24 protein-coding genes, 4 pseudogenes and 1 riboswitch are annotated in these 26795 nt (G+C 44.7%); of the genes and pseudogenes, 26 read left to right on the top strand and 2 right to left on the bottom strand.

Annotation, left to right across the window (positions count from 1 at the left end):
* The first annotated feature begins 101 nt into the window (after positions 1-101).
* Positions 102-539: a hypothetical protein gene (locus DMB88_RS00065; RefSeq protein WP_251384645.1), complete on the top strand. Its 438-nt coding sequence runs from the start codon at positions 102-104 to the stop codon at positions 537-539.
* Positions 540-1236: 697 nt separating this feature from the next.
* Here DMB88_RS00065 and DMB88_RS00070 read toward each other — a convergent pair.
* Positions 1237-1761 carry a hypothetical protein gene (locus tag DMB88_RS00070; RefSeq protein ID WP_128099746.1) on the bottom strand — a complete coding sequence of 175 codons (525 nt, stop codon included), beginning with the start codon at positions 1759-1761 and terminating at the stop codon, positions 1237-1239.
* A gap of 496 nt (positions 1762-2257) precedes the next feature.
* On the opposite strand from DMB88_RS00070, the gene DMB88_RS00075 reads away from it, so the two are divergent.
* From DMB88_RS00075 to rsmI, 12 genes and pseudogenes are all read left to right on the top strand, one after another.
* Positions 2258-2443 carry a sigma factor G inhibitor Gin gene (locus DMB88_RS00075; RefSeq protein ID WP_128099747.1) on the top strand — a complete coding sequence of 62 codons (186 nt, stop codon included), beginning with the start codon at positions 2258-2260 and terminating at the stop codon, positions 2441-2443.
* Between the two features lie 380 nt (positions 2444-2823).
* Positions 2824-4667: pseudogene (locus DMB88_RS00080) on the top strand (aminotransferase class I/II-fold pyridoxal phosphate-dependent enzyme).
* Between the two features lie 464 nt (positions 4668-5131).
* Positions 5132-5473 carry a CidA/LrgA family protein gene (locus DMB88_RS00085; RefSeq protein WP_164848571.1) on the top strand — a complete coding sequence of 114 codons (342 nt, stop codon included), beginning with the start codon at positions 5132-5134 and terminating at the stop codon, positions 5471-5473.
* Positions 5474-5547: 74 nt separating this feature from the next.
* Positions 5548-6143 (top strand): annotated as a pseudogene (locus DMB88_RS00090) (LrgB family protein).
* A 376-nt stretch (positions 6144-6519) separates the two neighbouring features.
* A complete protein-coding gene (gene tmk / locus DMB88_RS00095; RefSeq protein ID WP_128099749.1) occupies positions 6520-7167 on the top strand; it encodes a dTMP kinase in 648 nt (215 codons plus the stop codon).
* 60 nt (positions 7168-7227) lie between these two features.
* Positions 7228-7557, top strand: coding sequence for a cyclic-di-AMP receptor (locus DMB88_RS00100; protein ID WP_056697375.1), 330 nt, complete (start codon positions 7228-7230; stop codon positions 7555-7557).
* Positions 7558-7945: 388 nt separating this feature from the next.
* Entirely contained in the window at positions 7946-8389 is a 444-nt protein-coding gene (locus tag DMB88_RS00105) for a YaaR family protein (RefSeq protein WP_128099750.1), read from the top strand.
* 9 nt (positions 8390-8398) lie between these two features.
* Positions 8399-9370, top strand: coding sequence for a DNA polymerase III subunit delta' (gene holB, locus DMB88_RS00110; RefSeq protein ID WP_128099751.1), 972 nt, complete (start codon positions 8399-8401; stop codon positions 9368-9370).
* 114 nt (positions 9371-9484) lie between these two features.
* A pseudogene (locus tag DMB88_RS00115) lies at positions 9485-10284 on the top strand (stage 0 sporulation family protein).
* 28 nt (positions 10285-10312) lie between these two features.
* The gene (gene yabA, locus DMB88_RS00120; RefSeq protein WP_056697385.1) at positions 10313-10681 is read left to right on the top strand and encodes a DNA replication initiation control protein YabA; all 369 of its coding nucleotides are present in this window, start codon (positions 10313-10315) and stop codon (positions 10679-10681) included.
* 102 nt (positions 10682-10783) lie between these two features.
* Entirely contained in the window at positions 10784-11563 is a 780-nt protein-coding gene (locus tag DMB88_RS00125) for a tRNA1(Val) (adenine(37)-N6)-methyltransferase (RefSeq protein WP_128099752.1), read from the top strand.
* Positions 11564-12445, top strand: coding sequence for a 16S rRNA (cytidine(1402)-2'-O)-methyltransferase (gene rsmI, locus DMB88_RS00130; RefSeq protein WP_128099753.1), 882 nt, complete (start codon positions 11564-11566; stop codon positions 12443-12445).
* Positions 12446-12798: 353 nt separating this feature from the next.
* Here rsmI and DMB88_RS00135 read toward each other — a convergent pair whose 3' ends face one another.
* A complete protein-coding gene (locus DMB88_RS00135; RefSeq protein ID WP_024633700.1) occupies positions 12799-13053 on the bottom strand; it encodes an AbrB/MazE/SpoVT family DNA-binding domain-containing protein in 255 nt (84 codons plus the stop codon).
* A 321-nt stretch (positions 13054-13374) separates the two neighbouring features.
* Between DMB88_RS00135 and DMB88_RS00140 the strand changes: the two genes are divergently transcribed.
* The 13 genes and pseudogenes from DMB88_RS00140 to DMB88_RS00200 all read left to right on the top strand — a co-directional run bounded on the left by DMB88_RS00140 (position 13375) and on the right by DMB88_RS00200 (position 26537).
* Positions 13375-14652: an HD domain-containing protein gene (locus tag DMB88_RS00140; protein ID WP_128099754.1), complete on the top strand. Its 1278-nt coding sequence runs from the start codon at positions 13375-13377 to the stop codon at positions 14650-14652.
* A 369-nt stretch (positions 14653-15021) separates the two neighbouring features.
* Positions 15022-15791, top strand: a pseudogene (locus DMB88_RS00145) (TatD family hydrolase).
* Positions 15792-16031: 240 nt separating this feature from the next.
* Positions 16032-16286: riboswitch (cyclic di-AMP (ydaO/yuaA leader) on the top strand.
* Between the two features lie 272 nt (positions 16287-16558).
* Positions 16559-17758: a resuscitation-promoting factor gene (locus DMB88_RS00150; protein ID WP_128099755.1), complete on the top strand. Its 1200-nt coding sequence runs from the start codon at positions 16559-16561 to the stop codon at positions 17756-17758.
* Between the two features lie 157 nt (positions 17759-17915).
* On the top strand, positions 17916-18461 hold the full coding sequence (rnmV, locus tag DMB88_RS00155; protein ID WP_128099756.1) for a ribonuclease M5: 546 nt from the start codon (positions 17916-17918) through the stop codon (positions 18459-18461).
* Between the two features lie 5 nt (positions 18462-18466).
* Positions 18467-19369 carry a 16S rRNA (adenine(1518)-N(6)/adenine(1519)-N(6))-dimethyltransferase RsmA gene (rsmA, locus tag DMB88_RS00160; protein ID WP_128099757.1) on the top strand — a complete coding sequence of 301 codons (903 nt, stop codon included), beginning with the start codon at positions 18467-18469 and terminating at the stop codon, positions 19367-19369.
* A gap of 146 nt (positions 19370-19515) precedes the next feature.
* On the top strand, positions 19516-20412 hold the full coding sequence (gene yabG, locus DMB88_RS00165) for a sporulation peptidase YabG (protein WP_128099758.1): 897 nt from the start codon (positions 19516-19518) through the stop codon (positions 20410-20412).
* 153 nt (positions 20413-20565) lie between these two features.
* Entirely contained in the window at positions 20566-20841 is a 276-nt protein-coding gene (gene veg, locus DMB88_RS00170; protein WP_056697400.1) for a biofilm formation stimulator Veg, read from the top strand.
* A gap of 238 nt (positions 20842-21079) precedes the next feature.
* A complete protein-coding gene (locus DMB88_RS00175) occupies positions 21080-21256 on the top strand; it encodes a small, acid-soluble spore protein, alpha/beta type (protein WP_056697402.1) in 177 nt (58 codons plus the stop codon).
* Positions 21257-21405: 149 nt separating this feature from the next.
* Positions 21406-22260, top strand: a complete 855-nt coding sequence (ispE, locus tag DMB88_RS00180; protein ID WP_128104245.1) for a 4-(cytidine 5'-diphospho)-2-C-methyl-D-erythritol kinase — start codon at positions 21406-21408, stop codon at positions 22258-22260.
* Between the two features lie 140 nt (positions 22261-22400).
* The gene (gene purR, locus DMB88_RS00185; protein WP_128099759.1) at positions 22401-23228 is read left to right on the top strand and encodes a pur operon repressor; all 828 of its coding nucleotides are present in this window, start codon (positions 22401-22403) and stop codon (positions 23226-23228) included.
* A gap of 188 nt (positions 23229-23416) precedes the next feature.
* Positions 23417-23701, top strand: a complete 285-nt coding sequence (gene spoVG / locus DMB88_RS00190; RefSeq protein ID WP_017691372.1) for a septation regulator SpoVG — start codon at positions 23417-23419, stop codon at positions 23699-23701.
* A gap of 382 nt (positions 23702-24083) precedes the next feature.
* Positions 24084-25484: a bifunctional UDP-N-acetylglucosamine diphosphorylase/glucosamine-1-phosphate N-acetyltransferase GlmU gene (gene glmU, locus DMB88_RS00195; protein WP_128099760.1), complete on the top strand. Its 1401-nt coding sequence runs from the start codon at positions 24084-24086 to the stop codon at positions 25482-25484.
* A gap of 99 nt (positions 25485-25583) precedes the next feature.
* Positions 25584-26537 carry a ribose-phosphate diphosphokinase gene (locus DMB88_RS00200; RefSeq protein ID WP_017691370.1) on the top strand — a complete coding sequence of 318 codons (954 nt, stop codon included), beginning with the start codon at positions 25584-25586 and terminating at the stop codon, positions 26535-26537.
* Positions 26538-26795: the final 258 nt, after the last annotated feature.

Consider the following 26795-nt stretch of genomic DNA (forward strand, 5'->3'; position numbering starts at 1 on the left):
CGGAAAGAAAGCATAAAACCAGTATAATAGGACTATGTTAATTATGCTAAAAGTACCTCAACACAGAGCTGGAATGTGCAGCTGTGAAAAGGAGGGTGTGTGTGTTAAGTCGGCGAAGACTCGGACTATGTTCATTTCTTATGATCTGCATGTTGGTTATACTAACCGCTTGCGGTGAAACAGGAGTCGCATGGACTTCTTATGAAGGAGCGGTTAATGAAAAAGGATTCCCCGTTCCCAAGGTAGCCAATAAATCTGACCAATCTGAAGGTAATTCAGATATGGATTATGTTCGATATACATTGTCTGGTATTAGTGAAAGCACAAGCTTGCCTGAAGTATATCTAAACGAAATCAAAAATTGGGGCTGGACAGAGGAGCTGGCTAAGAGTAATTCCAATACCTCAAGTTCCCTACGTGTATTTGCTAAAGAGGGACATATCGTACAGTTAGCTGTGCATGATGGATTCTTTACGCTAATGGTTCCAAAGAATGATACAGCTCAAACGACTGTAAAATCATTGGATGACGAGGACTAGCGATGTCCGTGCATGATCATGAAGTAGTTTAGATTGATGAGTTCAAGCCTATATACAAAAGCACTCGTTACATTGACGGGTGCTTTTTTGTTTGCATGTAATGGATTTTATTTTGGTGTGAGAAGATGCAGTTGATCATTTGCTATCCAATAACCTCATAATTGAACGGAAAAGCCTAATGACGATTAGCGATCTGCTCACGACTAAGACTAAGGTAGCCAATGGGGAATTAAGCGCAGATGGGGTAGTGGAAGACAGAAGCATTAAGGTAAAGCGTATCACGGATATTTAAGGAATAGAGAGGTACAGAAGCCGAGCAAGTGCGGTGTCGGTCATATGTAGCCTAGGTCATAAAGGTCATGAGTTTTGACGTCCATTCTCACTTTCCTCCGGTTTGACCTAGGCAGTCCCCTTAGATCGAGGAGAAGAGTGAGCGACAAAGTAGCTAGAGGGCAGGATGATATGAAGCAAAATTGAAACTAAATGTTGGGGATAACTCTGATGGATTGTACCCAGCGTGTGGATAAAGGAGAAGTTAGGCGAAATAAACAAAGGTTATCCACTGTGGATAACCTTTGTTGCTATGTTGGTTGATGTATTGATTGAACATGAAATAAAGTAGAAGGAAAAGATGAATTAGCAAAGCAATATGTAGTACTAAAAGGGATGGTTCTCAATCAGAATGAGACCGGATTCATTATTGAAGATAATAAGAAACATCTTGATTAGTCAATTTGATCAGACCATCTTTGCGTTCTCTGGAAAGAAACAGAATTACATATAAACGAGGGACAAGCAGCCAGATATGCCAGAATATTAGCGCAAACGAAAAAGAAAGCGGTGACCAGATCAGACATACTGTGATGATGCATAGGCCAATCCAGCAAATATTAAAGTGTACGCGTACAAACATACGGTAGCTGAAATGCTGGTCAGGGATATACCCGAGCCAAGGCATACGGAGGCTCCAACGCCAGCGTTTGGTGTAAGAGCTACGCACTAGAAGGAGTATCGTTCTAGCGATGACATAGTGAATCCAAATTGTAATGGGGCCTGCCAGTACAAAAGATAAGAGACCCATCCAGGAGAATGCGAGTAGATTAAAAAATAGCATGATAACAGGCAAGCAGAGATAGCTGTAGATGACACTACGAGCGATGACCTTTTTTTTCAGAAGCCGGTATTGATAGAATGTAGCTTTATTCTCCGGTTCGGCGACCATACGTGGACAAATCCTCCTTCAGGGATCACGTTGATGTGCAAGATGCTTCAATCTAGATGTGGTGTGAGTCCTTATGCTTATATGAACCTTGTAAGTCATGATGAGATGATATACAAGATGTTTAACCTTAGCGAGTCTAGAATCAATTATACTCTCGATGAGACATACTGTCAGTTTCCAATGGTGATGTATTATATATCGGCTGTAAATCAAAGATTTTTTAAGATAATAGAATATTAGTTTTGGAGTGCATCCTAATGGGTGGTATTTATCGTTTAAATCTTAAGCACATCGACTATGTAATCCAGAATAAGTTTGTAGAACAGGCATGAATAGACGTTTTCTAAAGTGATGATGATGTTTATTATAGGTACAGACACCCAAGAGGGGAGAAGTGAATATATATATTTTGTAAAAGAAATGCACTATGAAAAGGTTTAAAATAATAGAAACTGTGCAATACTGATAGTAAACGTAAAACAAGGTGGGATGGTTGATGGAAGGACACGCCGAACACACATGTATCATATGCGAGCAACGTAAACGAGACGGCATTTTTATTGTATCCGAATTTATATGTGATACTTGTGAAGCTGAAATGGTTCATACCGATGCACAGGATGCAAAGTACAACTATTTTGTCCATCAGATGAAGCAAATATGGGTACAAAAGAACGCTTAAAGACAACATACAATATATAGGTGTAGGTATGATCGAGACCCCGTGAGGGTCTTTTTTCTGTGTGTTCAGGGGTTTGAGGGAGACCATCTCTTGAGTGCGTTAAAAAGGGATATGCTAAAATGGAAATTGAATTAGGAAATGAATTGGTTCAACGGACGGAGGAACATTGGTGTAAGAGCTACAACTAGAAGGAATATCGTTCTGGAGAAGACATAGCGAACCCAAATTGTAATTGGGCTTGTAGAGGAATACCGTTAAATTGATATTTTATCGTATATCATATAGGAAGAGTTATGAAGTCAGTGTTAATTTGAAACTGAAAAGAATGATGGACTAGTACTAGGTTTATTAAAATACTGAGCATATGGGAAGGGTAAGATATGGAATTGGAATCACATCGTGCACCGTTGTATGAAGCATTACTCGCATATCGGAACTCTGGACAACGTTCATTTCATGTACCCGGACACAAAAATGGACAAGTATATCGAGCTGTATTGCAAAAGGAAGAACATGTACATTCTGATGATCAAGCTGCAAAGTATAATGAGAGCCATTTAGGGAGAGAGCCGTTAGAGCAATCACAAGTAGATATAGTAGAGGGAGAGCATGTTGTTGCTGCCTATAAAAGACAGAAGTCTCCACAAGATACTACGCTATGGGAAGAGAAGCATCAGGAGAGGCAGTCCCAGTCTAATGTTGTACCTACGAGAGCATTTCTAGAGATGATGCGTATGGATGTGACGGAGATCTCGGGTACGGATGATTTACATCATCCGGAGGGGGTTATTTTGGAGGCACAGCAGTTGGCAGCGGATTGTTATGGTGCTGAAGAAAGTTTCTTTTTAGTTGGGGGAGTACAGCTGGTAATCTATCATTGCTCTTAACCGTGTGTGATGAGCCGGGAAGTATCGTGCTGGTACAACGTAATGTACACAAGTCCGTTATCCATGGGCTGATGCTGGCCGGTGCCAAGGCTGTATTCATGGAGCCTTGGGTTGATCCTACGTCTGGACTTGCCGTTATGCCGTCTGTTAAGACGGTACAAGCTGCTGTCCAGGCATATCCTGAAGCAAAGGGACTACTTGTCACGTTGCCTAACTATTATGGGATGGGCGCTGATCTGTCGCCCATTGCCCGTATTTGCCACGAGGCCAGCATGCCGCTGCTCGTGGATGAAGCGCATGGCGCGCATTATGGACAGCATCCGGAGCTGCCTGCATCTGCACTGTCCTGCGGAGCGGACGGTGTAGTGCAGTCTACGCATAAGATGCTGTCTGCCTTCACCATGGGAGCCATGCTGCACGTTCAGGGAACACGGATTAACCGTTCCCTGCTGCGTCAGCGACTGGCCATGGTGCAGAGCTCAAGCCCATCATACCCTGTGATGGCTTCGCTCGATCTTGCGCGCCGGCTCCTGCATGTGCAGGGCGCGCAGACCTTCACGGCGGGGCTCGCCGCCGTGCACACCTTCAAGCGCGGCCTCGCGGAGCTGCCGCGCTTCCAACTGCTGCAGCCTGCGGCGCTGCAGCAGCAAGGGCTGTCAGCCGAAGTAGAGCCGGCTGACCAAACCGCCCATGCATCTGCTGCACAGCCAGAGCAGATGCATGGGCAAGCGGCGGCGGCAGAGCTAGGCCACGCCGCCGCAGGATACACCGCTCAGGATCCATTCAAGGCCGTCATTTATGACGGGTTAGGAATACTGAGCGGTTATGGCTTGCAGCAGCAGCTTGAAGCGCGCGGCTGCATACCCGAGATGAGCGACGAACGGTACGTCGTCTTGCTCTTCAGCTTGGGCTCTACAGAGGAGGATGCCCATCATGTGTTACAGGCTTTGCAGGACATCAGCTTAGCTTCTGCTGCTGAGAACGGTTCGCTCTCGTCTGAGGGCTCAGAGGAGCATATGAGAGAAGAGAAGCACTACATTTCCACGTGGAACAATTTTCAAGAAAAGGTGTCTCACTCGGAGCCAATCCCATTTTCACTCCAGCCCATCAGAGAAGAGCACACCATAGAAGTAACTATTAATGAATGTGCTGGATGCCGTTCTGCAGAGATGGTTATTCCATACCCTCCAGGCATTCCTCTCGTATATCCTGGGGAGCGTATCAGCCCAACGATCCTTGCGCGTATACAGCTTCTGCGGGATGAGGGAGCCAAGTTCCATGGTGTAGCGGACGCTTCTCTGCAAACGATGAAGGTAATGAAGGACAAACAAAAGTAGGCGACCCAGCTGTCTCGCAACGCTCTAAAGCCAACTCGCGTAACGCTTTAATGGACGCATAGCCACCAAAATCTTGGTGAAACTTATTTTAGCCACAGAAGATGAAACGGCATAGAGGTGCCAAGTATTTTTGTTTCAATAAATGGGTGATAGAAATGGGAACCAACGCTATTAGCTAGAAGTTTAAAGTTCTACCCTTGAACTACCCTTCGAGGTGGACTTCTGGGACATATAACTTGTTATCCGCAGGGGAGACTTAACGTTAGAGCGATGACCTTGGTTTAGGGAATAGAACAGCTATTTATACCGATACCGCTGGGCGATTATAATATTAATTTTTCCACAGAGAGTTATTTATTTTAGGTAAAGAGAAAGAAGGTACACCGTTGGGTATTCCGCTAAAAAAATATATAGGAATAGTCCTACAAGTCATATGTATGTATGGCTTCTATTGGATAGGAAACATGATTCAAACTATACTCAATCTACCGCTTACGGGTAGCATTATAGGAATGTTAGTTTTGTTCATTGTCATTCAACTAGGCTGGATCAAAATCAGCTGGGGTGAAGAAGGCTCATCCTGGCTTCAATCCAATCTACAATTGTTATTTGTTCCACCAACCGTCGGTATTATCAATCATTTCGATTTCTTCCGAGCCAATACCATCTTACTTGTCCTCGGTTTAATCGTAAGCACACTAATCACCTGTCTGTTATCTGCTCTGACTAGTCATTGGATTATAGCTTGGCGGGCAAAGTATCAGCGTAAGGAGGAACTCTCATGTCATCCATCCTCCTTGGACTAGGAATGATTATATTGACGATTGTGATGTATGCGGGAGCGACATATGTGTATCGCCGATTGAAGTGGCCTATTGTGATGCCTGTTCTAACGACAACGGTTGTCCTTGTTCTAATTTTGGTTATAACAGATATCTCGCTAGATACGTATATGCTTGGGGGCAATGGATTCAGGAACTGCTCGGACCAGCTGTTGTTTCCTTGGCGTTCCCTTTATCCAAACATATCCATATGTTAAAAAAGAATATCTTCCCCGTTATAGGTGGCACTATTATAGGTAGCATTACAGGCATGTTTTCAGGTGCATCGGTTGCAATCCTGCTAGGGTATCCGAAAGAGATGGTTATCGCCATTTTACCCAAATCCGTAACTACACCTGTTGCCATTCAACTTGCTGATCAAGTTGGCGGGAACTCCTCTTTTACTTCACTGTTTGTGATGATTGCAGGTTTCTCGGGAATATTACTTGGGCCAATGCTATTAAGGTGGGCAAAAATAAAGAGCAGCCATGCCTATGGGGTTGGTCTAGGGTCAGCATCTCATGCCCTTGGGATGGCCAGATCTTTCGAGTATGGAGAGAATGCTGTGGCATTAAGCTCTGTTTCGATGATCATGAGTGCGATTATTGGTTCCATGCTGCTTCCGCTCTGGGTATGGGTGCTCTACGGTATCTGAGGTGTACCACTTGAAAAATCTAAGAGGTTGTCCTTTTTGAACATGATTATAAGGGAATTGCTGACCATCAGCCGTCGATCATGTATAGTAATATAAATAGAGCTTGTACCAAAGTAGACAGTGAGGGTTCTGTGTACATGGGCATACACCTTCAGGTGGGCTGCTTCATAATCTGGAGTATAGAGCCCATTGTACAGCATGATAAATTCAGCTATGTGAATTCAACTAACGGCGATCTTCATGAATTGCTGTCTCAAGAGAGGAAGTCGTAGAAGATATTTAGCTGAGCTTATACAGAGCATACTTATTACACAATACGCATTACTCATGATCACACAATTAGACGCAATAATCGATATAGAAAGCAGGGAAGCATATGCAGGGCAGAGGTAAATTCATTACGCTAGAAGGGGGAGAGGGTTCCGGAAAAACAACGATGATCAGCAGGTTAGGTTCTTACTTGGAAGAAAAGGGTATACCATTGCTAGTTACTCGTGAACCTGGTGGGATTGAAATTGCTGAGAAAATACGTGCCATCATCCTTGACCCTTCTCATACGTCAATGGATGCAAGAACCGAAGCGCTGCTCTATGCGGCTGCACGTAGTCAACACTTGGCAGAGAAAGTTGAGCCAGCACTCAAGGCAGACAAAATGGTCATCTGCGATCGATTTGTTGATAGCAGTCTGACTTATCAAGGGTATGCTCGCGGACTTGGCATGGATCAAGTATGGGCCATTAATCAATTCGCAATCGGTGATCTGATGCCGGATGTTACACTTTATCTGGATATTGAACCCGAAAAGGGTCTTGCCCGGATCGATGCTCATGCTGGACGTGAGGTAAATCGTCTAGACTTGGAAAGTCTGGAGTTTCATCGAAAGGTACGTGAAGGTTATTTCCTTCTAAAAGAACAATTTCCGGAGAGAATTCAGATCATTGATGCTTCTCTTACGCCAGATGAGGTTTTCGCTTCAATCATTTTGTCGCTTAAGACAGGGATTTTGAAGGATTTTGACGAGTAATTGTCTAATATATAAACATGGCATTTATGAAGTGCTTATTATTGAAGGAGGTTATGCAGGATGAAACTAATTGTTGCGATTATACAGGATAAAGACAGCAACCGATTATCCAGCGCCCTGGTTAAAGCGAACTATAGAGCTACGAAGCTGGCCAGTACCGGTGGGTTTTTGAAGGCAGGCAACACGACGTTTATGATCGGTGTCGATGATGGTCAGGTCGAATCCGTAATGAACGTCATTCGCAGCAGTTGTAAGGTTCGTGAACAGCTCGTAACGCCAGTTACGCCAATGAGTGGTACAACCGACTCTTACCTGCCGCTACCTGTTGAAGTTCAAGTCGGTGGAGCAACCGTATTTGTTCTGCCAGTTGATCGTTTTGAACACTTCTAAGCGATTAAGCAATCTCCATTGAGCCTGGAATGATTCATACAAAAAGGCTTTATTTCTCAAGGTCGTAATTTCCAAAAGTTACGTCCTCTTGAGATTCAACAATCGACGTTCTTCGTCCAAGGAAAATAATCCACATTAGTGTGTGTTCAAAAACCTTCTGAACAACCTCTTCTACAGGACGGCTCTTCTTGGACGAAGGCTGACTATTCTAGAATTGCACAAATGGTACATGATGGTGATTTTTTTCTACCATTATATATAGAGGTTTATACAGCTCATATACAGGTTGATTTCACGCACAGGCGCAATGCGCACTGTGCTGATGGGCGATTGACCTACTGAGAACGGATTTTTATAACACGTATTATAATAGAAAGCAGGCGTATCCATGAAAATCAATCCTGGGTTCCGGCCAATGCAGAGCGGTATCAGTTCTTCCGATTCCAGCTCCAAGCCGGTTCAATCCAAAAATTTCTCCGATATGATGAATCACCAGGGTGAACGAGCTTCACAGGCTGAATTGAACCGTAGATTAAGTGAAATTCAAATGCAGGGTGACCGATTGGCTCGATCCATGACGATCCGCGAACTCAAAGCCTATAAGCAGCTCGTAAAGAGGTTTTTGGAGGAGACGGTACGTCGCGGTGTTTCTATGAAAGAAACCCGGGGATGGGATCGCAGAGGACGGGGCAAACGGTATAAATTGATTGATGAGGTCGATGCAGCCCTGTTATTAATGGCGGATGAACTGCTTGAGACCGAGGATGGAAAAATTACACTGCTTCAACAAGTCGGTGAAATTCGGGGAATGCTTATTAATTTAAGCTTCTGAGGAGGAAGTATGTCTTTTCAACAAATTATGGGTCAGCAGGCAGCGAAGCAGATGTTACAGAGTAGCTTAAGGCGTAAGGCGATCAGCCATGCATATTTGTTCAGTGGGCCATCGGGCAGCGGGCAATTGCAGACAGCGATTACGTTTGCCAAGGCTATATTCTGTACAGAGCTAGAGGATGATGCCTGCGGTCAATGTTTAGAATGTAGAAAGGTAGAGCATGGTAATCATCCTGAACTAACTATGCTTGCTCCGGATGGAAATAACATCAAAATTGATCAAATTCGGGATTTACAGCGTATTTTCTCTTATCGTTCAGAGGCTGGACATCCTAAAGTGTACATTATAGAGCAAGCTGAAAAGATGACGGTCCAGGCGGCCAATAGTTTGCTGAAGTTTCTAGAAGAGCCTCAGGTGCCTGCAGTAGGCATTCTGATTACCGATAACGGGCAGGCAATGCTACCAACCATTCGTTCTCGTGCGCAACTCGTTCCATTTAACGCGCTTATTCCGGAAGAAATGCTGCAAATATTGATTTCGGAAGGACATCCGGCTAATCTAGCTCGTTCTGCAGTCCATTTAGCGTCAGGTTTGGAAGCATGTAGAGAAATTCTCCAGCAGAATTGGTTTGCAGAAATTAGAAACGTAATGTTACAATTAGGGAAGGAGTCCCTGGGTAGAGGAAGTACATCTTTGATCTCTGCACAGCAGAAGCTTTTCAAAACCGGACTCTCAGAACATCTGGATATGCTGCTTAGTCTATTCCACTTATGGTTTAGAGATATGCTTTATATTCAGTACGGTAGGCATGAACATATCGTTTTTATAGATCAGTTGGACATGCTGTCTCAATTGGCTCGAACCCGCAGTACAGATCAGTGGGTCTCCTATATGGATTCGGCCGCGGCATGTAGAAAAAAATTGCGTTTCAATGTCAATGGCCAGCTTTGTCTGGAGCAATTTTTGATCGGTTTGGCATAAGACTGGGAGAGGGCAGGTTGTTCCAATCATATGCGAACGGTTATAACTTCGGGGGTTCCTTAAGAAGATAGGGCTTCAGACGAAGTGGGATTGGCTTACAAGGGGGTTAATTTTTTGTATAGTGTAGTGGGTGTCCGTTTCAAAAAAGCGGGCAAAATTTATTACTTCGATCCCCTGGACCTTCCCATTGAGAAAGAAAACTGCGTTATCGTGGAGACAGCGCGGGGGTAGAGTACGGTAAGGTTGTAGTTGGTAAGAAGGAAGTAGGCGAGTCCGATGTGGTATTGCCGCTGAAGAAAGTCATCCGCGTAGCAGGTGAGACAGATGCTCGTGTGGTAGATGAGAACAAGCGTGCAGCCAAAGAAGCATTCGGTACTTGTTTAAATAAAATCAAAGACCATGGCCTCAAAATGAAGCTGGTCGATGTGGAATTTACGTTTGATCGCAATAAAATTATTTTTTATTTTACAGCTGAAGGAAGAGTTGATTTCCGAGAGCTGGTCAAGGATCTAGCCAGCATTTTTCGAACTCGGATTGAGCTTCGTCAGATTGGCGTTCGAGATGAGGCGAAGATGCTTGGAGGAATCGGACCTTGCGGCCGTGTGTTATGCTGTTCTTCCTGGCTGGGAGACTTTGAGCCGGTATCAATCAAGATGGCTAAAGATCAGAGCCTGTCACTGAATCCGACGAAAATTTCCGGGTTGTGCGGAAGACTCATGTGCTGTCTGAAGTTTGAGCATGATAACTACGAAAGTGTGAGAGAAGAACTTCCGGCTGTAGGCAAATTGGTTGTCACCTCAATGGGTGAAGGAAAAGTTGTCGGAATCAATGCCGGTAATCGCACAGTCCATGTTCAACTGTTCGACATCAGTAAAGTCAAAGAACTTCCGCTGGATGACGTCGTTATCAAGTAAACCATAAAGGTTGCTTCGGGGTGGAAACTTGGAAAAGAAAAATCTGTTTACGCACATTCATGAAATGGAAACCCAATTGGGTCAGTTGCACAGTGATTTAGGTGAGTTGAAAATGATTGTCAAAGAGCTGCTTGAGGATAATCAGCGGCTTACGATTGAGAATGAGCAGTTGCGTAAACTGCTCAAGCGTGAAGCTCCAGCTGATCTGCCCGCTGCTTCTGCACTAGCTCCGATTGCAAGACCCGCAGGGCCGGCTACCGGAGAAGATGTTGTAGGTGAAGGGTATGATAACTTAGCTCGGTTGTATCACGAAGGCTTCCATATCTGCAATGTCTATTATGGACATTTACGTACGGAAGGCGATTGTCTGTTCTGCCTGTCTTTTCTTAATAAATGAAGTGACCGTAGGGAAGATACCCTACGGTTTTTTTTAAGGTTAAAATATTTTAAGGTTAAAGAATGTAACGAAGCATAGCTTACCGGAGGATGAGTGCATCATATGACAGAAAATTCAGTAATGTTACAGGAGTCAGAGCGAATTGATGACTTGCTCTCTCACGATCTAAAGATTATTCAAAGTGACGAAGTGTTTAGCTTTTCCATGGATGCTGTGTTGTTAGCGAGATTTGCCTCTGTTCCTAAACGTGGTCGGGTGCTTGATCTATGTACAGGTAACGGGGTAGTTCCGATTTTATTAACGACACGCACACAGGCTAATTTGGAGGCAATTGAGATTCAGCCACGATTAGCAGATATGGCAAGACGTAGTGTGCAACTCAATGGACTGGGCGAGTCGATCACCATCCATGAAGGGGATTTGCGCGAGCTTGTCAAAGTGACTGGACATGCAGCTTACGATGCAATAACGGTTAACCCACCTTACATGCCACTGAATGGCAGTGATCTGAAGATGAATACTCATCAAGCTATGGCACGCCACGAGATCGGATGTACATTGGAAGAAGTGATTCAAGCGTGTAGTAGACTGCTTCGTAATGGCGGAAAAGTGTCGATGGTTCATCGTCCTCAGCGTATTGCCGAGATCATTTCTCTCATGCGGGAATACAAACTGGAACCCAAACGGATTCGAATGGTTCATCCTCGCTCACATCTAGAAGCAAATATGGTATTAATAGAAGCTTCTAAGGATGGAAAGCCAGAAGTAAGGATGCTTCCACCACTCATTGTGTACAATGAAGAGGGAACCTACTGTGAAGAGATTATGGATATCTACTATGGCTCACAAAACAAATCGCACCCCGTGGAAGGAGGGCTATAGATGACATTGAACGTTCAGAAAAGCTATGTAGATCGAACGGAAGGCTCAGGAAATTTATATTTGGTCGGAACCCCAATTGGTAACCTGGACGATATGACCTTCAGAGCGATCAACACATTGAAGGAATGTGACATCATCGCGGCCGAGGATACGAGACAGACAAGAAAGCTCTTAACCCATTTTGATATTACACCTTCCATGCTGTTTAGTTACCATGAGCATAATAAGGCCGCAAGCGGGCCTGAACTGATACGCTATATAATAGAAGGAAAAAATTTGGCACTCGTCAGTGATGCAGGTTTACCGGCTATTTCTGACCCTGGTTCTGACCTAGTACAGCTTGCCATTGAAGCTGGAATTCGTGTCATTCCGATCCCAGGACCGAATGCAGCATTGTCTGCTCTGATTGTGTCGGGGCTACCGACAGAACGATTCACCTTTGGTGGTTTCCTGCCGCGAGAGAAAAAAGATATGCGAAAAGTGCTGGAGGCTTTTGACGAATCAAACGGCACTTTGTTGTTTTATGAGTCACCTCACCGCATTCGTAAAACACTATCCTATTTGGAAGAGATCTTGGGTGATCGTCCTGTAGTTTTGGCTCGAGAATTGACTAAGCGCCATGAGGAGTTTGCAAGAGGTAGCATCCGAGAATGTATCGAATGGCTCGAAGAGCATCCACCACTTGGAGAGTACTGTCTTCTGGTTGATGGGATCAAGGAGCATGAACGGAAAGCAGAACGTGAAGCATGGTGGCAACAGCTTTCATTGGAAGAGCATGTAGCCCATTATGAGTCCGAGGGTCTAGGTCGTAAGGATGCGATGAAGAAAACGGGTACAGATCGAGGGTTAACGAAAAGAGACGTGTATAACGCTTTATTATAAATCCAGCCAAATCTATGTATCGAGTGACATAAAAAAAACCTTAAAGCAACCTTAATTGGAAACTTAAAGAAATATTAAAACGGAGATGCGGTGGAAAAAAATTTTATAAATGAATCAATGGTATGAGTTATGAAATTGATTCAGGTATATGGCATCAATAGTTAATCTATGTGTTGTCATATTGAATCCACCGCTTACTTCGAATGTGCCTCAAGAGGCAAGACAAGTAGGCTTCTTTGGGTAAATAGACAAAAAAAGACCTTCCAGCGGTGGGGTTCACACCGGGAAGGCAATCAAGGAATATAAAAAGGTTAGAAATAACAATTGAATAAGTCCATTATACCTGATATTTCTTATTTTGTCACAGGTGCAGGGATCTCGGAAATACATTCGTTACAAACAATTTTACCTTTGAAGTAAGTTACGTTCTCAGCATTACCACAGAAGATACAAGCTGGCTCGTATTTTTTCAACATGATGCGCTCACCATCAACATAGATCTCAAGAGCATCCTTTTCACCAATACCCAGCGTACGGCGCAATTCGATTGGAATAACTACCCGTCCCAGTTCGTCGACTTTTCTTACAATACCTGTTGATTTCATCATTATAATCAGTGCTCCTCTCAGCTACTTATCATTGTCATTATTCGACATTATTTTATGTTTTATGATACCCATCATACCAACGATTCCCAAAACAGTCAACCTTAAAATTAGCTTAAAATTAAGGCTGTTTTTGATAAAATTAAGATGGGTAAGGGATTAGAAGCTATTTTTCACATTTAAACACGAAAGTGAGCTTTGTCGATTTGGAAAACATTATAACCCCTGTGTTCGACAACATTCGACAAAGTATGTCGAATCAATGTTGGATTTCGGGGCGGAAACGACAAAACAAAATAAAATAAACTAAAAGGAGTGACAATTATGGAACAGCGTTTAACGGAGGAAAAGGTATTCAAAGATCCCGTACATAATTATATCCATGTGCAAGACCCGATTATCTGGCAGTTGATTAATACCCCCGAGTTTCAACGCCTACGTCGGATTCGCCAACTAGGTACATCGTATCTGACTTTTCATGGAGCAGAACACAGCCGCTTTTCTCATTCGCTAGGTGTGTACGAGATTACACGTAAAATTATTTCACAATTTGAAAGAAGTCATTATTCGGATTGGCCGAAAGAGGAGAAGATTGTGGCTCTCTGTGCTGCCTTACTACATGATTTGGGACATGGCCCATTCTCTCACTCCATTGAAGAAGCATTTGATATGAATCATGAAGATTGGACTTGCCGCATCATTATGGGCGATACCGAGGTAGGGGCCATCTTAAGACGGTATGCGCCAGATTTTCCAGAGAAGGTTGCATCGGTGATACAAAAAACGTACGAAAAACCTATTGTGGTCAATTTGATTACAAGTCCACTTGATGCTGATCGCATGGATTACTTACTTCGCGATGCGTATTTCACAGGTGTTAACTATGGTACGATTGACCTTGATCGGATTTTGCGTATGCTCCGTCCCTACCACGGACGAATCGTGGTCAAGGAGTCGGGTATGCATGCTGTGGAGGATTACTTGATGTCTAGGTACCAGATGTATTGGCAGATCTACTTCCATCCAGTTACCCGCAGTTCTGAGATTATATTGCGTCAAATTTTTAAACGAGCTAAAACGCTGGTGAAGCAGGGATTTAATTTCCGTTTCATGATTGATCCTTTGCCCCAGTTGTTTGAAGGTGAACTTGCTGTTCATGAATATCTGCAACTGGACGAAGCATTGATCCAAACGGCATTCATGCAATGGCGCAAAGAAGACGATGCTGTTCTAAGTGAGCTCTGCGAACGATTTATGGATCGCAGATTATATAAGTATGTAGAGGTAGAACAGATCGATGTAGAGACGATTGAAGAGATGCGAGAAGCTTTCGCCAAGGCAGGATTAAATCCTGAGTATGATCTAGAAATTGATTTTCCGACCGATCTTCCGTATGATGTGTTTCGTCCGAATGAATCGACGGATAAGCAAATCTTGTTGCTTGATCGGCAGGACCAGCTGCACGAGCTATCAGAGGTTTCCGATATTGTCCGTTCAATCAGTGGCATTCATCGTGGAAAGCATCATCTATACTACCCACAGAACAAGGTTGATGCCATTCTTCATGAGTTGCCATCTCATTTGCGCCCCTACTTCTCATGATTTGGGTGGTGCGGCTTTATGCCAAAGTAGCTATGCTAAAAAGCATTTCTAACCTGAGATGTTCTCATGATACAGTAATCTGCTTTAATGGAGAGGATATGTAGATCGACATAATTTTGTAATCTTAGGTTTTTTTATAAAATTATATTTCCCTAAACAGATCTACATATAGAGTATGTTGTCGCTAATTCAATCCACATATTGTAGGTAGTTAGGGTCAAATCGTTTAAAAAAAACCTTTATAAGCCCATTTTATCTAACTGAAAAATTCACTTTTTTAAAAAAAATTTAATCAGATATGATTGCACGTGCATAAGCGTGAATACACTATTCAATTTATTCTGATTCGACAGAAAGGGAGAACGAAACATGATGTTATTCGACACCCATACCCATCTAGATGCGCCCCAATTCGACGAGGATCGTGAAGCTATGATCAAGCGGGCTGTTGATGCAGGGATTAGCCGCATGATTAATGTCGGTTTTAACCGAGAAACAATTCCATCCACTATGAAATTAGCCGAGACATATGACTTTATTTACGCAGCTGTTGGGTGGCATCCGGTGGATGCAATCACGATGCAAGAAGGTGACTTGGAATGGATTGCATCTTTATGCAAGCATGAAAAAGTCGTGGCGATTGGCGAGATTGGTTTAGATTATCATTGGGATACGTCACCAAAGGATGTACAGCAGCGTGTGCTTCGACAGCAGATTGGACTAGCTCGTGAGTTGAACATGCCCATCGTCATTCATAATCGGGATGCACATGAGGACATTGTAAAAATTTTGCGAGAAGAAAGGCTGGAGACGTTGGCGGAGTAATGCACTCCTTCTCAGGTAGCTGGGAAACCGCGAAACTATGTCTTGATCTAGGATTTCACCTCTCATTCGGAGGGCCAATTACGTTCAAAAATGCGAAGCAACCCAAAGAGGTACTGGAGAAGGTTCCGATGGATCGATTTTTCCTTGAAACAGATGCTCCTTATCTGACTCCACATCCATTTCGTGGTAAACGAAATGAGACAGCGCATGTACGTCTGGTTGCAGAAGCAGCTGCGGAAATTAAAGGCATTTCGCTAGAGGAAATTGCCGCAATAACCACCAAAAATGCCATGGAACGATTTGGTATTCGTTAAAAAATGGAGCAAATGGGATGAAAAAGTGAGCTAGACGGAGGTAATTTGCTTTTTGATCCAAATAAATCAAGAATATTACAATATTTTAACCAAATATTTAGAAAAACGTACTTGAACAACGCTTTACAACATGCATCGAAACAGGATATCATCTTTTCAGTGAATTGTTGTGCGGAAAATTGGACAGATGTTCGGGGGATGAACAAAGGGACACTTTCCGATGAACAACATTACTTTCATGAATCAATCTCGCTGAGTCTCCGTTATCGGAGAGCGGGGGAACCAATAGGGCTTAAACATCGGTGAATATAGCCGGTGCGCATCGTTCGCTGACCCAAAAGCAGCGGAATGATCTGCGAAGCCACTATTTGATTTCTTCTTTGGGTCTCGGGGTGAATTCAAGGGCGTCCGCCATGAGCGGGTGACCGGAGATAGGGCGGCTCTCTTTCGCCCGAACCCGACAGCTAACCTCGCAAGCGGAAAAAGAGAGGCAACCTCGTGCATGAATTTCCGATATTCAAAATCATTCGGAAGCCACGAAAGAGTCCTCTTACACTCTTTCTTTGGCTTTTTTTGTTTTTGAATAAAAGAAATACTGTCATCATACGGTAAGTATTCAGGAGGATGACATCATGTTGCGAAGATTGATTCATGGTGCAGAACCGGCTAGGTTGGTCTAACCCGTGTTCTGTAGAAAATCAGGTATAGTCGCGTCAAAGACATCATGCATTACTCTAGACGGCGAGGCTATGAAGGAGGACGGAGAAGTGGGCACATTCCAAACAGAAGAGACCCATGAGTCACGATCATCCAGTAAGTCTTTCGCGTTACGGTGGAAGCATGAGAACATGCGTCAAATGGCATTGATCGCGATATTCTCAATTGCGCTTACAATCATGATCTTGTTAGTCGTTTATGGTCAGGCCGGGAAACAAATTTCGCTGGTTATCGATGGCAAAGCTCAGGCGGTAGAGACTCGTACAGGAATGCTTCAAGAATTGTTAGAGGAGCAGTCAATCACAGTCAGCCCTCACGATCAGGTATCCATGCCCTTGAATGGGGCGATTGCAGATGGAGACCGCATCGTTATTGAGCGGGCCATTCCAGTAAATATTACGGCAGACGGAGACACCAAGACTCTGTATACAACCGATGCATCGGTAGAAGAGGTAATTCAAAAGTCGGGTATTGAAATTGCAAGCGATGATAAAGTTTACCCTGCACTTGGAACTTCAATCAAAGAGGATATGAAAATCCGTGTAGTGCGTGTAACAAAGCGTACAGTTGATGTGGAGCAGCCCATCGCATTCAAAGTCATCAAAACGGCTGACCCTAGCTTGTACAAAGGTGACAACCGCGTCATCGTAAGTGGTAAAGAAGGTACACTCGTACAACATATTGAGAAAGTGTTCCAAGATGGAGAATTAGTCTCCAAGAAAATGGTAGGCAAGTCGGTATCGACCAATCGCGTAGATAAGGTCATCGCTGTCGGAACCAAAGCTAAACCTGTACCTGTCGTGAAGGAGCCTGAAATCCAGACGGTATCAGCTAGCACTTCGAAGACAAAAACAGCAACAAAAACAGCATCATCGAACTCGGATAAATCTTCTGCCTCGGGCAGCAAAGTTATTACCGTTTCAGGTACTTCTTTTAAATATTCTAAAGTCCTCAAAAATGTGTCTATGACGGCATATTCTTCTGAAGAGCCTGGCATTGGCACCAAAACAGCCTCCGGTACTCGGGTAACAGAAGGTCGCACTATTGCGGTCGATCCGAAAGTCATTCCCATCGGATGGTGGGTATACATTGAAGGTCTCGGCTTCCGTCGTGCCGAAGATACGGGCGGAGCTATTAAAGGTAATAAGATTGACGTATATTATGACAGTGTGAAGCATGCCATTAACTTCGGACGTAAAAAAGGTAAAACGGTCTATGTGATCGGTCCGGTGAAGCCGGAAGCAAACTAAAATCGTTTTACTTTGAAATGGGAATGCTATAAAATATAAGGCATGAATGATTCATGCGGAATATGCGGCGGGAGGGTCTGAATTCAGTCTCGCCCGCCGTTTGCCAGAGAAGAGGGATATTCCTCTTCTTTTTGCGTTAGAAAGGAAGAATTGGAACATGATAAAAGAAGTGATCGTGGTTGAAGGACGTGACGATACGGTGGCGATAAGGCGCGCCGTTCAGGCGGATACCATTGAAACAGGCGGCTCAGCCATTAATCAGCGGATTCTAAAGCGCATTGCACTTGCTCAGGAGCGAAGAGGTGTCATTGTCCTGACCGATCCAGATCATGCTGGCGAGCGGATACGGAAAATTATTGCCAATAAGGTACCAGGTTGTAAGCACGCCTTCATTCCTGAGGCTGACGCAACGCGCAAAGGAGATATCGGGGTCGAGAACGCTTCGCCAGAAGCTATTCGCCATGCCTTAGCACGTGTGCATACGTCCTATGAAGGAGCACCGAGTCTGATTGATTGGGAGGATCTGATCGCTGCTGGGCTCATTGTGCATCCCCAGGCTGCCGCACGTCGCATGGAGATGGGGAATATACTCGGCATCGGATATTGTAACGGGAAGCAGTTTCACAAGCGGCTAAGTGTGTTTCAGATCACCCGAGAAGAATTCTCTGCCGCATTATCGCAAATCGAATGTGAAGGATTGTGAAGTAAATGAAGGGTATGGAAGAGACGTTGGAGATTGCAACACCCAAGCGAACCAAAGAAATTATTCAGAAGCATGGATTTTCATTTAAGAAGAGCCTAGGACAGAACTTCCTAATTGATCAAAATATATTGAACAAGATCGTTAACGCTGCAGATTTGGACGAGTCCAAAGGTGCACTTGAGATCGGGCCGGGAATCGGAGCACTAACGGAGCGGCTTGCTAGGGTTGCAGGACCTGTAACGGCAGTAGAGATTGATCAGCGGCTCTTGCCGATCTTAGGTGAAGTGATGGAGCCTTATCCCAATGTACGGGTTCATCATGGTGATGTATTGAAGCTGGATCTGGAGGAGTTATTCCGAACGGATTTTGGTCAAGTGGACAAAGTCAGCGTTGTTGCGAACTTGCCTTACTATGTGACAACGCCGATCATGATGAAGCTACTGGAAGAAAAGCTGCCCGTGGACAGCATCGTGGTCATGATTCAGAAGGAAGTAGCTGAACGTATGGCTTCTGCACCTGGTTCCAAGGACTATGGCAGTCTGAGTATTGCCGTACAATACTACAGTGTGCCTGAACTTGTCTGTGTTGTTCCACCAACAGTGTTCATCCCACAACCTAATGTGGAATCGGCGGTTATTAAACTCAAGGTTCGGGAACAACCTCCAGTGCAGGTGCCAGATGAAGCACACTTCTTCGAGGTGGTACAGGCCTCTTTTGCACAGCGGAGAAAAACCATTTCCAACAACCTAAAATCTCGCTTTTTTACAAAGGATAATCGGGAGCAGGCTGACCAATTATTGGAGCAGGCCGGCATTCAGCCATCTAGACGTGGCGAGACTCTCAGCTTGGAGGAATATGCAACGTTAAGCACGGTGATGTGGGAAGCTGGAGTTCGTGCAGCGCTATAGGCATTTCCAGTACAGGCGACTCCTTATAAACAGGTCTTCTTATGAAATTGATCTGTAGAATTGTAGGTTTGCTATGTAATGTATTTAAATTCGGATGAACCAATCCGGGTTCTAGCCCATACGATGGGGTAGAGGTGATTATGTTGATGAATATCGGAGACTTGGTCGTTCGAAAGTCATACGGTGGAGATGTGACTTTTCGGGTGGAAGGCCTTCAGGTGGACAGTGCCGTCATTAAAGGTACCGAGTTCCGACTGCTTGCCGATTCCCCAGTGGATGATTTAATACAGGTTCCATATGAACCGCAGAGCGCTAAGACCCGACAGGCGCATGTCAAGGCTCATCAGACGCTTTCTCGTCTGCAGCAAAACCGGATGGAACAGGCAGAGCGTAATCGAGAAGGATTGGTTCAGGAATGGACTCAGCAGCAAGAGCCTGCTTATTTCGAGATGCCTGGCAAAGTACTTCATCTGGACGGAGATCCAAACTATTTGAAAAAAAGCATGAATCTCTACGAGCAGCTTCGCGTTCCTGCAGAGGGACAGTATGTACACGAGTCTGCTATGGCCGATACGTTGTATCATCTTTTACCTAAGGTTCGGCCGGACATTGTGGTTATTACAGGACATGATGGCGTGCTGAAGACTCGCCAGCCTTACGATCTGTATAGTCTGGGAAGCTACAAGAACTCTCAGAACTTTGTGGCAGCAATCCAGGTTGCTCGGCAGTACGAACGTCACCTGGATGCGCTCACGATCGTTGCAGGGGCGTGTCAGTCTCATTTTGAGGCTCTGCTGCGGGCAGGGGCGAACTTCGCCAGTTCACCAGGCAGAATTCTGATTCATGCGCTTGATCCGGTATATGTGGCGGCCAAAGCCTCCTTTACTTCAGTCAGAGATACGGTGAATATGAATGACATTCTGCATAATACCATTAGCGGAAGCCAAGGCGTGGGTGGTGTAGAAACGCGTGGCAGTTACCGTGTCGGGTTACCTGGATTGAACGATTTGTCCACGTTAAAAGTGAACCCATCTGCGGTTTAAGGTTGTGCGAAGAAAGTCCCAGTTTGGGGCTTTTTTTATTTGCAAAAAAATTCATTGACAGGAACTTTTCCATGCTGATATAATAATTGGTTTTGATTTGACATAGACTGTAAATTAAGGTATAATGGACAAGAAAAGAGGTGGTCGTCGACAATGGCTAAAAATACGCTGTTGGATATCAAACGCAATCTCGACGCTCATATAGGTCAGAAAATTATGTTGCGGGCTAATGGTGGCCGCCGTAAGACTATCGAGCGTACGGGTGTATTGGAAGAAACGTACCCTTCTGTTTTTATTGTTAAGCTTGATGAGGAACAAGAAACCTTCAAGCGAGTATCTTATAGTTATGCAGATATACTTACGGAGTCGGTGGAAGTCATGGTATTTGATCCAGGCAGCCAGACGCATAGTTCTTATATGGAGCCGTAAGCATCGTTTTACAGGCGATTCGCCCCACAAGGCGGATCGCTTTTTTATTTTCATAAATGAGGAATTCCATCTCCCCATCTTATTAGGAATGAGGTTTAAGCAGTTACGACATACTACATAGACAGGTTCAAGTGATCCTTAGGATTGTTTCTCCACAATCTTGAGCCTGCTCGTCCGTCATTTCTGCCAATTAACGAACTGGACTAATTGATGAGCTTAATCTAAGGGGGATGGTTGTATGAGCCGCAGAAGAAGAAGTGTAATGTCAGAGGAGCTTAAATACGAACTGGCGAAAGACCTCGGTTTCTACGATACTGTCCAGCAAGAAGGCTGGGGCGGTATCAAGGCCAAAGATGCGGGCAACATGGTGAAGCGAGCGATCCAACTCGCCGAGCAGGCAGCACGCAAATCCTAAATTGAATTCATCTGGTTTGGAGAGCGGGGCAATCCATCAGGATCACCTCGCTTTTTCCCCATAGATGCGGAATAGAAATGACTTGACAGCCCTATTTTGATATAATATGTTAAGTTGTCTTAGGGAAAAGGTGAGGACGGGTGAACGTCTTGAAAATTTACGAAAAAGCGCCTGCTAAAATTAATTTAATGCTTGATGTTTTACATAAAAGAAATGATGGATTCCATGAAGTTGAAATGATTATGACCATGGTCGATTTGGCTGATCGGTTAGAATTCTCCGAGCTTCCTCGGGATACGATCTTTATCTCCAGTCAGGCTGGATATATTCCGCTGGATGAGAAGAACTTGGCTTTTCAGGCAGCTAGGCTGATTAAAGAGCGTTATGATGTTCGATCAGGAGTGCATATTCATCTGGATAAGAAGATTCCAGTCGCTGCCGGTCTTGCAGGCGGCAGTAGTGATGCAGCAGCAACGCTGCGCGGCTTGAATCGTCTCTGGCGTCTAAATATTCCCGATCATGAGCTACAGGAGCTTGGAGCCGAGCTTGGATCAGATGTACCATTTTGCATTACTGGAGGTACCGCTTTAGCAACAGGTCGAGGGGAGAAGCTGACGCCGATCCCCAATCCGCCGCAATGTTGGGTCATACTGGCCAAGCCGCCTATTAATGTATCTACGGCAGATGTGTACGGTCGTTTCCGCAGTGACAAGATTGTTCGCCATCCAAGTGCTGTCAAAATGGAACAAGCGATTCGCAATCAGTCGTTTGCTGAAGTATGTGGACAGATGGGGAATGTGCTTGAAGATGTAACCCTGAAGTTATATCCGGAGGTACAGCATCTGAAGGATGCCATGATCAAATTGGGAGCAGATGGGGTATTAATGTCAGGAAGTGGCCCAACTGTTTTTGGGCTAGTGTCCAAGGAGTCCAAGGTCGCACGGATCTATAACGGGCTTCGTGGCTTCTGTAAAGAAGTATACGCTGTGCGAATGCTGACATAGCATTCGCTTTTAGTGGTTGTTCAAAACAAATTTGCTGTGGAATACCTACTTTTATGATGTACAAACACGTATAAAGGTGATATATTTTTATATAATTATTCGGATTTGGATGTTTTCCGTGATCGTGAGGATGGATCTCTGTGAAGAAATTAAAACGAAGCGCAAGGCTGGTTGAAATGACGCAGTACTTATTGTCTAGACCGCATACGGTGATTCCGCTCACCACATTTGCCGAACGTTATGGGGCTGCGAAGTCGTCGATCAGTGAAGATTTGGCGATTATCAAGGAAGTGTTCGAAGAAGGTGGGTCAGGAGAGCTGCAAACGTTGGCCGGAGCAGCCGGGGGAGTGAAGTGGATTCCTAAGGTGTCCAGAGAACTGGCTCTTGCTTTTGCTGAGCGACTCAGTACCCAATTGGAGCAGCCGGATCGGATCTTGCCTGGTGGATACCTCTACATGTCTGATTTGCTTGGTCAACCTGCATTAATGAATGAAGCAGGCAAAATTTTTGCCACTGCATTTGGTAATATGGGCATTGATGTAGTGATGACGGTAGAGACTAAAGGCATACCACTCGCATATGCGACGGGTGCCCAGCTCAACCTGCCTGTTGTGCTCGTACGCAGGGACCATCAGGCTACGGAAGGATCGGCCGTAAGTATCAATTATGTATCGGGTTCACATAAAAGCTTGCATACGATGTCCCTATCGCGCCGGGCGATGCGTGAGCATTCGCGGGTACTTATCGTGGATGATTTCATGAAAGCCGGGGGCACGGTTCAGGGAATGATCGATCTACTCGCTGAGTTTAATGCGACTGTAGCCGGTGTAGGGGTCTTGGTGGAATCTGGTTCTATCGATTCAGAAGAACGCCTGTTGACCGATTATGTTTCCTTGGCGAAGTTAACAGCAGTAGATGCGAAGAGCAGACACATTTCCGTCAAGCCTGGCAACTATTTTGATGTGTAGAAAGATGGCGAATAGCATGTCGGGAAAGCTTCTTTTCCATCGACCTGGCACTAACGTTGTCGAATTGTGTATTAAATAAAAAAATTCCTGAAATTAGGACATTTTTATGGTTATAAAAAGAAGGAGTTCGTATAGGCTGTGTGGAATTATACACCAAGTTCTGATGGAAAAAGGTGGTGAACACACACATGCAAATTACGGATGTCAGACTCCGCCGCGTTAACTCGGAGGGGAGAATGAAGGCTATCGCATCCATTACCATCGATAACGAATTCGTCGTTCATGACATTCGTGTCATTGATGGTAACAACGGAATGTTTGTTGCTATGCCGAGCAAGCGGACTCCTGACGGAGAGTTCCGTGATATCGCCCACCCGATCTCTTCCGGTACTCGTGAGAAGATTCAGGCGGCTGTATTGACTGAATATGATCGCGCTGCTACTGAGGAAGAAGTCATTGAAGAAGGTGCCTGAGAACATTATTGGGGTTCGAAGGAAAAGAGAGCCATGTCTTATGGCTCTCTTTTCTTTTTGACCGGAATAAGATATATTCAGTATTGAGTTTATTCGCAGAGTAGTGTTTCATAACAATTCGTTATGAATGTTGGAAGAACAAAAAAGCGCAGCGTGCGCTTGGTGACAGGGCGGCATCTTAGGAATCATGGGATTCGGTTAAGCTCGCAGGTACACGGCGTATACATATAGGTCACGATTGTTGGTGTCCGCGTTGTTACGCGTGAATACAGGACAGCAAGCGATGAACAAGACCGGCGTAGAACCGGCTGAACGATACTCATTGAAAAGGGAGTTATAACCCCAGATTGATGAGATTTTCAGAAACAGGAGGTCGTGAATTTTGAAACGAATGGCTATTGTTCTTGCCGCAGGGCAAGGAAAACGGATGAAATCCAAATTGTACAAAGTACTGCATCCCGTATGTGGTAAACCGATGGTGGGTCATGTGCTTGATGCGGCTCTACGCGCAGGCGTAGAACGCAGTGTAGTCGTGGTAGGCCATGGTGCCGAAGCGGTGCAGTCATTTTTGGGTTCAAGAGCAGAATACGCTCTTCAGGCAGAACAACTGGGAACAGGTCATGCCGTTCAACAGGTGAAGGCTCTGCTTGGTAATGAAGCCGGATCGACGATTGTAGTCTGCGGTGACACTCCGCTTGTAACGAGTGAAACGCTGGAAGGTCTAATGAAGCTTCATGAGAGTCGCGGTGCAGCAGCTACCGTGCTTACAGCTGAATTGGACAATCCCAAAGGATACGGACGCGTTATTCGCGGAGAAGATGGTTCTGTGCAACGAATTGTGGAGCAGAAGGATTGTAATGAACAGGAAGATGCTGTGAAGGAGATTAACACAGGCACTTACTGCTTCGATAATGCAAAACTGTTCGCAGCTTTGGAGAAAGTAACGAATCAGAATGCCCAAGGAGAGTACTATCTTACTGATGTTGTTGGCATTTTTAAGAGCGGTGGAGAAGTGGTCGAAGCCTACATGTCAGATGATATTGCAGAATCGATCGGGGTAAATGACAGACTTGCTCTTTCACAAGCCGAAGCATTCATGCGTGAACGTCTAGCCGTTAAACATATGTTGAACGGTGTTACAATCATCGATCCGTCATCGACATATATCGGAGCGGATGTTACGATTGGATCAGACACAGTGCTGTACCCAGGAACCATTCTTAAGGGCACGACTTCCATTGGTGAAGCTTGTCATATTGGTCCGCATGCAGATATCGAAGACAGCAGTATTCAGGATGGAGTTACAATTAAACATTCTGTGCTGTTGAAAGCTGAGGTTGGTGCCGAAGCTTCTGTAGGTCCATTTGCTAACTTGCGTCCAGGAACTAAATTGGGCCGCAGTGTAAAAATTGGTGACTTTGTTGAAGTGAAAAATGCTACAATTGATGAAGGCTCCAAAGTGTCTCACCTTAGTTATATTGGGGATGCTCAAGTAGGGAAAAACGTAAATGTTGGTTGTGGTGCAATAACGGTCAATTATGATGGTTATAATAAGGCTGTGACAACCATTGAAGATGATGCCTTTGTAGGGAGCAACGTCAATTTGATTGCACCCATTACGGTAGGAAAAGGCGCTTATGTCGTTGCAGGCTCTACCGTTACCCATTCCGTTCCCGAGAATGATCTCGCCATTGCTCGTCCACGCCAGGAGAACAAACCGGGTTATGCGGAGAAGATCCGTGGACGTGCCAAAGCCAAGAAACAAAACGCCAAACCCGAATAAGGGTTTTGATAACAACATTGCCTCCCGATTTTTGGGAGGTGCCGACATGTCGCAGACGCTTATAGATTCCAATGAACCAGCACGGAGGGTTTTTATTTTATGACTTATTTTGATTCGAAATTAAAAATATTTACTTGCAATTCTAACCCAAAGCTTGCCCATCAAATTGCTGATTATATCGGAATTCCTATGGGTGAATCTCACACAACCAGCTTCAGTGATGGTGAGATCCAAGTGAAGCTCTCCGAGAGCGTACGGGGCTGTCACGTTTATATCGTGCAGTCAACCTGTTTGCCAGTTAACGACAACTTGATGGAAATGCTCGTCATGATTGATGCACTTAAACGTGCTTCTGCCAAAACAATTAACGTTGTAATTCCTTACTATGGCTACGCTAGACAAGATCGCAAAGCACGTTCCCGTGATCCTATTACAGCGAAGCTGGTAGCTAATCTGATTGAAAAAGCAGGCGCAACGCGTGTAATCGCGATGGATCTTCACGCTATGCAAATTCAAGGATTCTTCGATATTCCAGTTGATCATCTGCTTGGTGTACCGATTCTGGCACAATACTTCCGGTCAAAACAGATCGAAAACCCAGTTGTCGTATCACCTGACCATGGTGGCGTAGTCCGTGCACGGAAACTCGCTGACTTCCTGAACGCACCGCTGGCTATTATTGACAAACGTCGTCCTGAGCCGAATGTCAGTGAGGTCATGAACATCATTGGTAACATTGAAGGTAAGACTGCAATTCTGATTGATGATATCATCGATACAGCAGGAACGATTGTATTGGGGGCAAATGCGTTGATGGAAGGCGGCGTGAAGGAAGTATACGCATGCTGTACTCACCCAGTATTGTCTGGCCCTGCTATGGAACGTCTGGAGAATGCGCCATTGAAGGAAGTTATCGTAACGGATACGATTCCAATTACGCATGCTAATCCGACAAGCAAACTCAAAGTGTTGTCTGTAGCGCCTTTACTCGGAGAAGCAATTATCCGGGTTCATGAGGAATTATCAATCAGCAAGCTGTTTGAAATTGAATAAGGATGTCTGCATAAAGTAGTAGAGGGGTTACGTTTTCCGGTTCAATGGAAAATGTAACCCCTGTCGGCGTGCCGTATGATAAAAGTGGAATTAACCGCCCAGTTATCTTATATATGTTGAATCTATATAATTAAACTATACATTTACACGAGAACGAAGAGGACAGAAATAACATGGAGAAGCGGAGCGTTCGCCTTTATCGCCGGATTTTCCCTTAGGAAAAGGGAATCAGAAAAATCTGGGGATAACAGCGATCGG

It is taken from the genome of Paenibacillus sp. DCT19 (assembly GCF_003268635.1).
Lineage (GTDB): Bacteria > Bacillota > Bacilli > Paenibacillales > Paenibacillaceae > Paenibacillus.